Genomic DNA, 13,527 nt, shown 5'->3' on the forward strand with positions numbered 1-13,527 from the left:
GGAGCCGAACCGACATCAGTCCTCGATCCAGATCTCCTCGGGGCGAAGCGATCCGAGGGTGTACATCTCGATGCCCTGCACTTCGGGTGAGGCCATCAGCGAGGGCGCCGCGGCGATGTAGAAGATCGCCGGAGTGAGCTCGACGATCCGCTGCTCGGCCTCCGCGTAGACGTCCTTGCGTTCGTCCGTCGACTCCGAGAGACGACCCCGATCGAGTGCCGCGTCGAGTTCGGGATCCGCAACACCGGTGAAGTTGCCCGGCGACCTGCTGTGGAATGCCGTCCACAGTGTGTAGTCGGGATCCTGCACGGCGGCGGAGGACACCATCATGTCGAAGTCGCGGGCGTTCGATCGGGCCGTGGCCTGCGCGTAGTCGAGCACCTCGACCTGCACGTCGACATTGTCGAAGGCGCTCAGCTGTGCCTGGATGGTCTCGCCCGTGGTTCGCGTGTCGGTCGTCGGGTACGACAGGAAGGTGAAGGAGACGGGCTTGCCCTCGGCCGCGAGTTCGTCGAACAACTTCTGGGCCTCCTCGGCGTTCGCCGTCGGCCACTCCACGTCCGTGTAGAGCGGTGAACCCTCGGCGAACAGCGAGGTCGGCACGACACCGTCGCCGTTGTAGACCACGCTGTTGAGACCGTCGAGATCGAGCGCCAGAGCCACCGCACGTCGTGCACGTTCGTCGTCGAAGGGTGCGCGTCGGAGGTTCAGGGCGAGGGTCTGGCCGCCACCGACCTCGGTCACCACGGTCTGCAGTCCGGCGGCGTCCGCCTTGGCGAGATTCGACCAGTTCGCCTCCAACGAGAGGTCCGCGGCCCCGGTCGTGACAGCGTTGATCCGCTGGGGCCCGTCCGAGACACCGCGCACGACCAGCCGGTCGAGATACGGCTTCGGGGCATCCCAGTAGTCCGGGTTCTTCTCGAAGGTCATCTCGGCCTGACGGGTCCAGTTCACCAACGTGAACGGTCCGGCACCTACGGGATTCGCGTCGAACTCGGCCTGTCCCTTCTGCAGTGCGGTGGGAGAGGCGATCCAGTTGAGCGCGTTGGCGATCACGCCCTGCGCGAAGTGCGGATTGGGTTCGGCGAGTGTGATCGTCAGGGTTCCGGGATCGACCACCTCGTAACCGGTGATCTGCGCGGCCTGCCGGATGCCGCTCGAGCCGGTCGCCGGGTCGGCGATGCGCCTCCAGTTGAACTCGACCGCAGCCGCGTCGAAAGGTGTTCCGTCGGTGAAGGTCACGTCCGGTCGCAACGTGAGGGTGAAGGTGCGACCTCCGTCGTCGGTCGTGAACCCCGTGGCGAGTCCGTACTCGACCTCGAGCGTCGTCGGGTCGTTGGTCATCAACGTCCCGTACAACGCGTTGCCCACGATCGGGTGGTGGGCCCAGGTATTGGACAGCCCTCCCGGGTCGAGGGTGCGGGGCTCGCTCAGCTGGAGTGCGACGAGTTCACCGCCCGCGACGGGATCGCCGGCCGCTGTGGTCTCATTCGCGTCTGCGGTGTCGCCACCGCCGCAACCGGACAGCAGGAGAACGCCGGCGCAGGCCGCCGCGAATCCCTTGGCGAGATGTCTCTTTCCGAACATGCGTCACCTTTCGAACACCGAACCCGGATACGGACCGGCCCTGCAGCACACAGGCACTGCAGGGCCGAGAAAGAAGATCAGGAGGAACGTGCGGTCGCGGCGAAGGAGGCCTGGCGGGCGGCGGCTTCCCGGACCGCTTCACTGCGTGTCATGGATGTCATGTCCCGCCACGCCTGTTGCAGTTGTTCCCCGACGAGATGGGTCGGCCCGTCGGCCAGATTGTCGAGCGCCTCGGCGACGACGGATGCGGGCGTCGCGAGGCCGGGAACGTCGGCGTCGAGGCTGTCGATCGCTCCGCGGGCGAAGAGGAGTCGACGCAGGGCCGGGGTGTCGGTGCGGCCCACCACGAGGGACAGGACGTCGACGCCGTGAGGCTTCAGCTCGGACCACAGCCCTTCGGCCATCACCATGTCGAACGCCTTGGAGGCACCGTAGGCCACCATGTTCGCCCCACCGCGCAGACCGGCGGCGGACGACATGAGGATCAGTGCTCCCTTTCCCCGCTCGACCATGCCGTGTGCGAAGTGATGACACACACGCATGTTCGTGATGCAGTTGCGCTGGACGAGTCCGACGGCGGTCTCGACCGGATTGTCCAGGAAGGGCTGGAAATTCGGATCTGCGCCCGCGCAGTACACGACGGTGCCGATCTCGAGATCGGCCGTACCCTCCGCGATGACGTCCATGGCGTCGGGAGCGGACAGGTCGACCGCCAGGATCCTCGTCTCCACGTCGCCGTGCGAACTGATCTCGGTGGCGACCTCCTCGAGCGCCTCGGGGCGGCGGGAGAGCAGGACGACGTTCGACCCGCGCGCCGCGAACGTCCGCGCGAACTCTGCTCCCACCCCCTCCGATGCCCCGAGGATCAGCACCCACGGGCCGTATCGATCGGCGAACTCTGCAGAATCGGTCATGGAATGATCCTTTTGTCGGTCAGGCGTCCGTACCGGCACCGACGGCGGCGGGTTCGGGAAGATCGCGTCCGGTCACGGACGGGAGCGGGAAATGGCAGGCCGCGTACTGGCCCGGACGGACCTCACGCATCTCGGGTTCCTCTTCGGCACAACGGTCCTGGGCCATCGGGCAGCGGGTGCGGAACCGGCAGCCCGTGGGAGGTGCCAGTGGCGACGGCACATCGCCGGCCAGAGGCGGTCCGGCGAAACCCTTCTCCGGGTCGGTCAGCGGCACCGAATCGAGCAGCGCGCGCGTGTAGGGATGCGCGGGGTCGTCGTACATCTCGATGGAGTCACCGAATTCGCAGACCTTGCCCAGGTACATGACCATGACCTTGTCGCTCACCGTGCGCACCACACCGAGATCGTGGGCGATGAACACGACGGTGAGGTCGAACTCCGCCTTGAGTTCCTCGATCAGGTTGAGGATCTGAGCCTGCACCGACACGTCGAGCGCCGAGACCGGTTCGTCGCAGATGAGCAGGCGGGGATTCAGGGCGAGCGCTCGCGCGATGGCGACGCGCTGTGCCTGACCACCCGAGAGCTGACGAGGCAGCATGCCGGCGAAACGTTCGCCGGGCAGGCCGACCTGTTCCAGGACCGACACCGATGTCGTCGCCCGTTCCTTCGCAGGTGTCTTCGCGACCGTCAGGCCCTCGACGACGATGTCGGCGACCGACCGGCGCGGATTGAGCGAGGCGACCGGGTCCTGGAAGATCATCTGCATGTCGCGCCGGAGGGAGCGCATGCGCTTCTCGCTCGCCTCCTCGATCCACTCGTCGCCGAACCGGATACGGCCGGAGGTGATGCGGTCCAGGCGCAGCACCGCACGACCGGTGGTCGACTTTCCGCACCCGGATTCGCCCACGATGCCGAGGGTTTCGCCGGGGAGGATGTCGAAGCTGATCTTCGAGACGGCCTGCACCGTGCCGTTGTCGGTGGGATATTCGACCACCAGGTCCTGCACACTGAGCAGGGCCTCGTCGCCGCGCAGATGAGTGGCGCCACTACCGGCCATGGGATTCACCTCCGGAAACGGCCCCGACCGGAACGGTCACCGGGCTCAGACACGCAACGTGATGATCGACGCCCACCGACTCGAGCGGGGGCGGTGTGGTGTGGCATTCGTCCGACGCGTGGTTGCAGCGCGGCGCGAACCGGCAACCGTCCGGTGGCGACGTCGGGTCGGGCAGCGACCCGCCGATCACCCGCAACGGCGCATGCCGCACGTGGTCGATCGTCGGGGTCGCCCCGAGCAGTGCGTGGGTGTAGCGGTGCATCGGCTGCTCGAACACCTCACGGGTGGAACCGACCTCCGCGAGCCGTCCGGCGTACATCACCGACACCCGGTCGGTGCGACCCGCGACCACCGCGAGGTCGTGACTGATGAGCATCATCGACATGCCCCGGTCGCGTTGGACGCGCCGCAGCAGGTCGAGGATCTGACGCTGGATCGTCACGTCCAGGGCGGTGGTCGGTTCGTCGGCGATGAGCAGATCCGGTTCGCACGCCAGCGCGATCGCGATCATCACGCGCTGGCGCATGCCACCGGACATCTCGTGGGGATAATTGCGGAGGCGCCGTTCCGGGTCGGGGACGCCCACCTCCTCGAGGAGCTTCAGCGCCCGGGTGTGTGCCTCGGACCTGCTGACGCCGAGGTGCTTGCGCATCCCCTCGGTGAGCTGTCGCTCGACCCGGACGACCGGGTTGAGCGACCGGCCCGGATCCTGGAAGACCATCGCGATCTGTTTGCCCCAGATCTCGCGCTTCTCCTTCTTGGTCAGGGCCAACAGGTCGCGGCCCTGGAAGGTCACCGATCCGGATCGTCCCGAGCGGGGCGGCATGAGCCCCATGATGGCCCGGGCCATCACCGACTTTCCGGAGCCCGACTCGCCGACGATACCCAGCGCCTGTCCGGAGTCCAGATCGAGCGACACGTCGTCCACTGCGCGGACGGTGCCTCGCGGCGTGCCGATGTAGGCACGGAGATTTCTCACTTCGAGAATCGGCTGAGTGGTCACGGCGAGCCGGCCCCTTCCGTCTTGTCGGCTGTATCGGCTAGTTGTTGCTGAGCCAGAACTCGGCCGGGATCGGCGATCCGAGGGTGTAGAGCTGCACGCCCTGCAGATCCTTCGAGTAGGCGACCGAGGGGGTGGCCCGGACGTACCACAGACCCACCACCTGATCGGCGAGGCGCTGCTGGACGACGTCGTACGCTTCCTTGCGTTCCTCGACGGTCGCACCGAACCGGCCACGCTCGAGAGCTGCGTCGAGCTCGGGATCGTTGACACCGGTGAAGTTGCCGGTGGACGTGGAGTCGAACGCGATCGACAGCGGGAAGTCGGGGTCCTGCGTGATGGACGACGAGATGACCATGTCGAAGTCACGCGCGCCGTTCCGTGCCGTGAGCGTCGGGAAGTCGAGCACCTCGACCTTCATGTCCACGTTGTCGAAGGCGGCCAGTTGGGCCTGGATCGCCTCACCGAGCGAGCGGCTCTCGGTGGTGGGGTACGACAGGTAGGTGAACGAGACGGGCTTGCCTTCGGCCGCGAGTTCGTCGAACAGCTTCTGTGCTTCCTCGGCATTCGTCTCCGAGAGCTTGATGTCGGAGTAGTACGGCGAGCTCTCCGGGAACAGCGTGTGGGGTACCTCGCCCTCGCCGTTGTAGACCACGGTGTTCAGCGCGTCGAGGTCGACCGCGAGCGACACGGCGCGGCGTGCGCGCTCGTCGTCGAAAGGAGCCCTGCGGAAGTTCATCGCGACGAACTGCCCACCGCCGGTCTCGGTCACCTGGGTGGCCAGGCCGGCGCCCTCGGCACGGTTGAGGCTGGTCCAGCTCGACTCCATGGACAGGTCGGCTGCACCGGTCGATGCGGCGTTGATCCGCTGGTTGTAGTCGGCGACCGTCCGGATGGTGAGGCGGTCGAGGTAGGGCTTCGGTGTGTCCCAGTAGGATTCGTTCTTCTCGAGTTCGACCGCATCCTGCCGGGTCCAGCTGACGAGGGTGAACGGTCCCGCGCCGATCGGGTTCTCGTCGAACGCCTGCTGCCCCTGCTCGAGGGCGGCCGGCGATGCGATCCAGTTCAGCGCACCGGCCACGATGGCCTGGGCGAACTGCGGATTGGGTTCGACCATCGTCACGCGCAGGGTGGCCGGGTCGACGACTTCGGTGGACTCGATCTGGACGGCCTGACGGATCGTCGTCGAGGCGAGCGCGGGATCCTTGAGACGGTCCCAGTTGAACTTCACCGCGGCGGCGTCGAGCGGCGTGCTGTCGCTGAACTTCAGGTCGGGTCGCAGCGTGAGCGTGAAGGTCTTCCCGTTGTCCTCGGTCGAGAAGTCCGTCGCCATGCGGTATTCGACGTCGAAGGTGTCGTTGTTCGTGATCATCAGCTCGCCGTAGAGAGCGTTGCCCAGCACCGGCTGATGAGCCCAGGTATTGGACAGCGCGGCCGGATCGAGCGAACGGGGTTCACCGGCCTGGAGGATGGTGGCGGAACCACCCGCCACGGGATCGCCGACCGCCGCGGTGTCCTGGGCCGAGGCGGTGTCGGAACCGCCCGATCCACAGGCCCCGAGGACCAGTACGGCGGAACAGGCCACGGCGACCGCCGCGAACATTCTTCTACGTCCAATCATGGTCGACCTTTCATCGGAAATTCTGAGCACGAGGGGTTTTCGAATCTCAGTCGTGGAGCGTGCGGTCGTACTTGGTGCGAAGGTGGTCACCGACCTGATTGAGGGCGAACACCGTGAAGAAGATGACGAGCGCCGGAACGAACACCAGGTGCGGCGACGTGGCGATGGCGTCCTTGCCGTCGTTGATCATTCCGCCCCAGCTGGGCTGCGGCGGCGGGATACCCAGGCCGAGGAAGCTCAACGATCCCTCCGCGACGATGAGCGCCGCGATCACGATGGGCATGTACGACGCGAGGGGCGCAAGGACGTTGGGCATGATCTCCCGGAACAGGATCCGTCCGCTGCCGGCACCCATGTTCTTCGCGGCCCTGACGAATTCACGCGACGACCAGGCGAGGGTGTTCGCTCGCGACAGGCGGATGAACGACGGGATCGCCAGCAGGCCGAGACCGAAGAGGATGGTCCGCACGCTCGGGGTGAGGATCGAGGCGAGGGCCAGGAGCAGGATCAGCGGCGGGAAGGCGAGCATCGCGTCGGCCAGCAGCGAGATCACGGCGTCGACGCGCTTGCCGAAGTAGCCGGCGATCATGCCGAAGAACGATCCGATCAGGAAGCCGACGAGACCGGCGACGGCGCCGATGACGAGGGAGACCTGGGCGCCGTAGACGACGCGGGACAGGATCGACCTGCCGAGGGTGTCGGTTCCCAGGAGAGTGTCGAGGGAATCGAGGTTCGGGGGCGTCCGCGGTGGCCCGACCGGAACGCTGTACGGCGCCAGCGGAAGCACGCTTGCGAAGATCGCGGCACCGATGATGAGCACCAGCCACACGATCGACAGGTAAACCAGCACCGAGCGGGTCTTCTTGGCCGCGGGTACCTTCGGCAGATCCTGCGTGGCCGACTCGACCCGCTGTGCGTCGTCCTTCTTCTCGAGCGCGACCTGCGTCATGCTCCGACCACCTTCCTGACCCGCGGGTCGATGACTTGGTAGCTGAGGTCGACGAGGGTGTTGATGCCCACGTAGACGACGGCGATGAAGACCACGACCCCCTGCACCATGATCACGTCGCGGGAGGTGATCGAGGAGGCGACGAGCTGACCCAGACCCGGGAGGCCGAACAGGGTCTCGACGATCACCGTGCCACCGATGAGACGGCCGAGGTTGATACCGGCGACGGTGATGAGGGAGAACGACGAGGGCCGCAGTGCGTGCCGGAACATCACGTACCAGGAGGGCATCCCCTTGGCCCGGGCCGCGGCGATGAAATCCTCACGGAGTGTGCCGATGAGGTCGGTACGGAGCAGGCGGTGGAAGGCCGCGATCTCGGTGAGAGCGATGGCGAGCGCCGGGAGCATCGCGCTGCGCAAGTTGTCGCCGAGACCTTCGCCGATCCGGGACCAGCCCATCACCGGGAAGATCTGGAGCTTGATCGCGAGGAAGTAGATCAGGACGGGGCCGGCGATGAAGGCGGGCACCGAGAGGAAGACGGCCGACAGGGCGTTCATGCCGCGGTCGACGGCGCTACCCGGGCGGGACGCGGAGATCACACCCATGACGAGTGCGACCACCAGTGCGATCAGCAGCCCCATCGCGGCGAGCTGGAGCGTGACCGGCAGCCGTTCGGCGATGGCCTCGCTCACGGATTGACCCGTCAGCGGCGAGGTTCCGAGATCGCCCCGGACCGCGTCGGACAGCCACCCGAAGTACTGGCTCCAGAAAGGCGCGTCGAGACCGAGCTTGGCGTTCAGTTCGGCGACCGCCTGGGGAGTTGCGTTCTCCCCCAGGATGACCTGGGCGACGGAGCCGGGCGCGAGACCGAGCAGGCCGACGACCGCGATGGTCACCAGCAGGACCACCAGCAGGCTGCGGCCCACCTTCTTCGAAACTGTGAGAAACATCCGACTCAACTTTCGTCGTACTACCGAGGCCGTGGATCACGGCGACGCAGAACACGAGCAGAGTGCACTACCTGTGATGCCCCACACATTAGAGCCTGTCTGTGGCCGCGGCAATATGGATTACATAAAAGGCGAATGGAGTTTCTAATTATTCAGAACGGCAATCTTGCAGTGCTGCAAGATATTCGAGATATGAGACGAAAAAGTGTGCCGGGCCGGCTCGTATGCACGGCGAGGACCCGTGCACCGAACAGGTGCACGGGTCCTCGCCGATCAGCGATGCCGGGTGAAATTACGGATCAGTCCCCGGGGCCCTCCAGGATCGTCACGGCGGCAACGGCCGTCGGCCCTCCGACATTGTGCGCGAGACCTGTTCGAGCTCCGTCGACCTGATTGACCGCCTGTCCGCGGAGCTGCTCGAACAACTCCACGCACTGCGCAACACCGGTCGCTCCCGGCGGATGACCCTTCGTGTTCAGACCGCCACTGGGATTGACCGGCAACGACCCACCGACCTCGGTGACTCCCGCCTCGAGAAGCTTGAAACCCTCGAAGCGTTCGGCGAATCCGAGATCCTCGTAGCTGATGATCTCGATTCCGGTGAAATAGTCATGGATCTCGGCGACGTCGATGTCCCCCGGCGACAGGCCCGCGGTACCGAACGCCTGCTTCGCCGCGCGCCTGGTCGCCGCGAACGAGGTGAGATCACGCTTGTGCTGGTGCATCACGGCGTCGAAACCCACACCGGTGCCACGGATCCACACGGGCCTGTCGGTGTAACGGTCGACGACGTCGTCCGCCACCAGGATCAGGGCCGCCGCACCGTCGCTCTGCGGTGCGCAGTCGTAGACCCCGAAAGGGGTCACCACGGTATCGGCTGCGAGGACCTCCTCCACCGACAGCTCGAATCGGCGGCACGCCTTAGGATTGCTCAACGCGTTGCGGTGGTTCTTCACCGCGACCATCGCCATGTGTTCACGGGTGGCCGGCGACTCGTACAGATAGCGGCGCATGTGCAGCGCGAAACCCGCCTGCGCGAGGCCGAGCGGGAAATCCCACGCCATGTCGCGCGTCATGGATTCCCATTCCCAGAGCATGCCCTTCGAGGCCGTCTCCCGGAGTTTGTCGGCACCCATCACGAGCGCGACGTCGCACGCCCCCGACGCGATGCCGTAGACCGCGTTGCGGATCGCGTCGTGTCCGGTCGCGCAGGAGTTCTCGACCCGCGTCACCGGAACGTCGTGCAGCCCTAAGGTGTCGGCGAGGATCCCGGACGGGAAACCGTCCGTCGTCCCCATCGATCCGAACCACGCCGCGTCGATGTCCGACTTCCTCACGCCCTTGTCGACGCTCGCCGCGCATTCGGCGAAGGCCATCGGAAGCAGGTCCCGGATGCCCAGAGCGAAATGTTCGGCGAAGGGTGTCATTCCTGCGCCGACGATCGCGACCTTCCTCATGCCGCTTCCTCCTCGTCCACGGGATCCGAATCGGGTTCGAAGGCGTACCCGTAATCGGGGACACCCGAGCGCACCGCGATACGGCGGAGCACCAGCCGTCCCCGGTCTCCGATGTCGACACTGCCGGCGACGGTGCCGGTGACCCGCACCAGCGCACGCACTCCGACACCGTCGAGGTCGACGACGACGAGCGAGTACGGGGTGCGCAGACCCGGCACCGGCACGTGCACGGTGACCTCGGTGTAGACCGTGCCGGTGCGCGGCAGTTCGACGAAGGTGTACTCGGTGTCGAGCGAGCCGTCCTCGTCGACCCGGTAGCGGGGCGGGAAGTCGACCTGGTCGCTGTCGAGGAAACGCCCGCCCTCCCATCGCACCTTGGCTTCGAAGGCGCGCTCGTAGGCCGCCAGCGAGATCGGGATCTCGCCGGGCAGGGTCTGTGCCGAATCGAGCACGGGCCGTGCCGGTCTCTCCCGGCGACGGACCTCGGCCGCCCCCTCCGCGACGGTCAGTCCCGACAGGCTGGCCTGTTCGACTCCGACGAGAGGTCCGGTGAGACCGGCCTCCGCCATCGCGGCCAGGGCGAAGAGCGCCGAACTCGCGCCCGTCGTGGGCAGATCCGTGGTCTGCGTGGCCGCGAGCGAGGCGGCGTGCTGCGCCGGGACCCCCGCCACGACGGCCGGGGTGTCCACCCAGGCCGTCGCGAGCGAGGCGAGATATCCCCGCTTCCGGAGCAGTCTCGGGTCGCCGTAGTCGTGGATGTCGCCGGAGGCGTTCCGCGTACGTACGGGCAGGCTGCGCGACACGCGTGCGGCGGTGCGCACCTGCAGCCCGTGGTCGGAGGTGAGGGCCGCCGCCGCACCCGCCGAGTTCAGGTCGACCCCGATGACCAGTGTCCGTGGTCGAGCCGAGCCGAGGGCGTCCAGCGTCGCCGGCGCGCCACCTAGTCGCTCGATCACTTCGAGTTCGGGATCGAGTCCGAGTCCTGCGAGCAGAACGGCGGCGTTGCTGCTCTCGGTCAGCGGTAGATCCCGACCGACGAGGACGACGTACTCGACGGATCCGCCCGCTTCGAGCGCGGCGCGGCCCGCCTCGACGGCGAGGGTGACGGCGTCCTCGTCGTCACCGGCGATCCTGGCGTCGGGAGTACCCCAGCACGGCAGGTACGTTCCGATCGATGCGATGTAAGGCATTGGCCCTCCCTGAACCGGGTGCAGCCCCCGACTAGGTGACTGCGCCCGCTGTCTTGAGCTCGATGATGCGCTCCCAGTCCAGCCCGAGCTCCTGCAGGATCTCCTCGGTCTGGGCGGCGAACTCGGGTGCCGGTCCGGTCTGCGGCGGCGTCACGTCGAACTGCACCGGATTGGCGACGAGTTCGAGTTCCCCTGCCTTGACCAGATATTCGTTGTCGCGGACCTGCGGGTCGCTCACGACCTGCAGCGAGTCCTGGACCGGCGCCCACGGCCCGGCGAGTGTGCCGAACCGCTGGACCCATTCCGCGAGCGGGCGGCTGCCGATGACCTCGCGCAGGATCTCGACGGCCTCGACGGTGTTCGCGGCGATCGACTGCGCGTCCGCGAACCGGGGATCGTCGATGAGGTCGGGGCGGTCGATGTGCGTGCACACATCGGCCCAGAACCTCGCCGGTTGCAGCATCACGAACGAGATGTAGCGTCCGTCCGCGGTGCCGTAGACACCCGAGAGCGGGTTCGTCGGAGCACCGTGGCCACCGGCCTTCGGTGCCTCCATGTGCTGTCCGAGATGCGCGGACAGTGCGATGGTGTGGCCCATCGCCCACACCCCGCTGCTGAGCAGCGAGACGTCGACCACCGAGGGTTCGCCCGTGCGTTCACGCTTGAACAACGCCGCCGCGATACCGCCGGCGAGGTTCGTGCCCGAGATCGTGTCGCCGAAGGCGGGCCCGGGAGGTGCGATCATCCCGTCGATGCCGGGCGGGGTGAGCGTGGCGGCGACACCGGCACGTGCCCAGAAGGCCGTCATGTCGTATCCGCCCTTGCCGGACTCGACACCGCGCGGGCCGAGCGCACTCCCCCGCGCGTAGACGATCTTCGGGTTGACCGCGCGGATGTCGTCGACGTCGATCTGCAGCTTGGTCCGCACCTTGGGCAGGAAGCTGGTGAGGAAGACATCGGCGGTGCGCACGAGCTCGAGCAGCACCTCTCGGCCCTCGGGGATCGAGATGTCGAGGCCGAGGCTGCGCTTGCCGCGGTTGGCGTGCTCGACGTTGGGGTTCGGATCACCTTCGACGCGAAGGGTTCCCGTCTGTCGCAGACCGCGCTGCGGGTCGCCGGTCACCGCGTGCTCGATCTTGACGACGTCGGCGCCCCACTCCGCGAGCACTGCGCCCGCGGAGGGAACGAAACCGTACATCGCGACCTCGACGACGCGGACGCCTTCGAGTGGCTTCACGAGGTCACCGCCTTCGAGAACGCCTTGAGCTGCTGGAACTCCTCGAGTCCGGCCCTGCCCATCTCACGGCCGATGCCGGACTGCTTGTAGCCGCCGAACGGGACGTCGGGGCTGAAGTAGTTGCCGCCGTTGACGGAGAAGGTTCCGGTGCGGATGCGGCGACCGATCGCGATGCCGCGCTCCTCGTCGGCGGTGAGCACGCCGCCCGACAGGCCGTACTTGGAGTTGTTGGCGATCCGCACGGCATCGTCGTCGTCGTCGAACGGGATGACGGCGAGGACCGGTCCGAAGACCTCCTCCTGTGCGATCTCGCTGTCGGGGTCGACGTTCGCGAGCAGGGTGGGCTTGTAGAACCAGCCCGGATCGACCTTCTCCCCACCGGTGACGAGGGTGGCACCGTCGGCCACGGCGCGCTCGACCATGCCGTGGATCTTCTCGCGCTGCTTCTCGCTGATGACCGGGCCCATGTAGATCTTCGGGTTCGACGGATCGCCGTAGGGCACGTGCTGCATCATCCCGGCGACCTGCGCGACGATCTCGTCGTGCAGGTCGCGGGGGACGAGCAGACGCGTGGTCAGAGCGCAGCCCTGGCCGGCGTGCGAGCAGATGCTGAAGGCGGCGAACTGCGCGGCGGTCGCGAAGTCGGCGTCCTCGAGGACGATGAGCGCCGACTTGCCGCCGAGTTCGAGGAAGACCTTCTTCAGCGAGTCCGCGGCCGCGGCCATGATCTTCTTGCCCACGGGGGTCGAGCCGGTGAAGGTGACGACGTCGACGTCCGGATGGGTGGTCATGAGCTCACCGGGGGCGACCTGCGACGACGAGATGATGTTGACGACACCGGCCGGGATGTCGGTGTGCTCGGCGATGATCTCGGCGAGCGCCTGGGTGACGAGCGGGGTGTCGGGTGCGCCCTTGAGCACCACCGTGCAGCCCGCGGCGAGCGCGGCCGGCAGTTTCGCCATGGCCAGCTGGGTCGGGTAGTTGTAGGCGACGATCGCGGCGACGACGCCGGCCGCTTCCTTCTCGACCCAGCGGCGGTGCGGCTGTCCGCGGAACTCGACGTCGCCGAGGTCCTCCGTGAACTCGGTGTTCCGCAGCAGGTCGGCGTAGTACTTCACGATCTCGAGCGGTGCGTCGACCTGGTTGCCGTGGGTGAGGATGCGCGGGGCGCCGACCTCGGCGATCGTCAGTTCGCGCAGTTCCTCGACGTTGTCGCGCAGGGCCTTGTAGAGCTGGTCGAGGCACTTGATCCGGAACTCGACGTCGGTCGACCAGGTGGTCGTGTCGAATGCGCGTCGCGCTGCGCGGATGGCGGCTTCCGCCTCCTCGACACCCGCGTCGGGTGCGTAACCCACCAGTTCACCGGTCGCCGGATTGTAGGAAGCGAAGGTGCGCTCGGTGGTGGTGAGCTTCCCGTCGATCAGCAGCCGCTTCGCCACTTCGGTGGTCGCGGCGTCGGCCACCGCGGTGGCTCCGTTCTCCTGCACTGACATCCCATCTCCTCCGCATTGTGTGGAAATCACATTCTCAGATCAGAGAATTAATCTGTTCGACTTTCGAGAACT

The 13,527-nt window shown here is 67.0% G+C and carries 11 protein-coding genes; all 11 read right to left on the minus strand.

What is annotated here, in order from left to right; genetic code table 11:
* Positions 1 to 15 precede the first annotated feature (15 nt).
* Positions 16 to 1,587 (minus strand): ABC transporter substrate-binding protein, encoded by a 1,572-nt coding sequence (locus ACWPOC_RS10950; protein ID WP_120280472.1) that lies wholly within the window; start codon positions 1,585 to 1,587, stop codon positions 16 to 18.
* Between the two features lie 77 nt (positions 1,588 to 1,664).
* Positions 1,665 to 2,501 (minus strand): SDR family NAD(P)-dependent oxidoreductase, encoded by an 837-nt coding sequence (locus ACWPOC_RS10955; RefSeq protein WP_120280473.1) that lies wholly within the window; start codon positions 2,499 to 2,501, stop codon positions 1,665 to 1,667.
* Positions 2,502 to 2,520: 19 nt separating this feature from the next.
* Positions 2,521 to 3,558, minus strand: a complete 1,038-nt coding sequence (locus ACWPOC_RS10960) for an ABC transporter ATP-binding protein (protein WP_120280474.1) — start codon at positions 3,556 to 3,558, stop codon at positions 2,521 to 2,523.
* The gene (locus ACWPOC_RS10965) at positions 3,548 to 4,561 is read right to left on the minus strand and encodes an ABC transporter ATP-binding protein (protein ID WP_455408620.1); all 1,014 of its coding nucleotides are present in this window, start codon (positions 4,559 to 4,561) and stop codon (positions 3,548 to 3,550) included. The genes ACWPOC_RS10960 and ACWPOC_RS10965 overlap by 11 nt, the downstream gene beginning before the upstream one ends.
* A 37-nt stretch (positions 4,562 to 4,598) precedes the next feature.
* A complete protein-coding gene (locus ACWPOC_RS10970; RefSeq protein ID WP_455408621.1) occupies positions 4,599 to 6,179 on the minus strand; it encodes an ABC transporter substrate-binding protein in 1,581 nt (526 codons plus the stop codon).
* 46 nt (positions 6,180 to 6,225) lie between these two features.
* The gene (locus tag ACWPOC_RS10975) at positions 6,226 to 7,128 is read right to left on the minus strand and encodes an ABC transporter permease (RefSeq protein ID WP_277370382.1); all 903 of its coding nucleotides are present in this window, start codon (positions 7,126 to 7,128) and stop codon (positions 6,226 to 6,228) included.
* A complete protein-coding gene (locus tag ACWPOC_RS10980) occupies positions 7,125 to 8,078 on the minus strand; it encodes an ABC transporter permease (protein WP_277370383.1) in 954 nt (317 codons plus the stop codon). Before ACWPOC_RS10980 ends, ACWPOC_RS10975 begins: the two co-directional genes overlap by 4 nt.
* Before the next feature lie 299 nt (positions 8,079 to 8,377).
* Positions 8,378 to 9,535 (minus strand): thiolase family protein, encoded by a 1,158-nt coding sequence (locus ACWPOC_RS10985; protein WP_455408622.1) that lies wholly within the window; start codon positions 9,533 to 9,535, stop codon positions 8,378 to 8,380.
* Positions 9,532 to 10,725: an OB-fold domain-containing protein gene (locus tag ACWPOC_RS10990; RefSeq protein WP_455408623.1), complete on the minus strand. Its 1,194-nt coding sequence runs from the start codon at positions 10,723 to 10,725 to the stop codon at positions 9,532 to 9,534. The genes ACWPOC_RS10985 and ACWPOC_RS10990 overlap by 4 nt, the downstream gene beginning before the upstream one ends.
* A gap of 31 nt (positions 10,726 to 10,756) precedes the next feature.
* The gene (locus ACWPOC_RS10995) at positions 10,757 to 11,962 is read right to left on the minus strand and encodes a CaiB/BaiF CoA transferase family protein (RefSeq protein WP_016692320.1); all 1,206 of its coding nucleotides are present in this window, start codon (positions 11,960 to 11,962) and stop codon (positions 10,757 to 10,759) included.
* Entirely contained in the window at positions 11,959 to 13,455 is a 1,497-nt protein-coding gene (locus tag ACWPOC_RS11000) for an aldehyde dehydrogenase family protein (protein ID WP_455408624.1), read from the minus strand. The genes ACWPOC_RS10995 and ACWPOC_RS11000 overlap by 4 nt, the downstream gene beginning before the upstream one ends.
* Positions 13,456 to 13,527: the final 72 nt, after the last annotated feature.

This window comes from Rhodococcus sp. 5G237 (assembly GCF_053764735.1).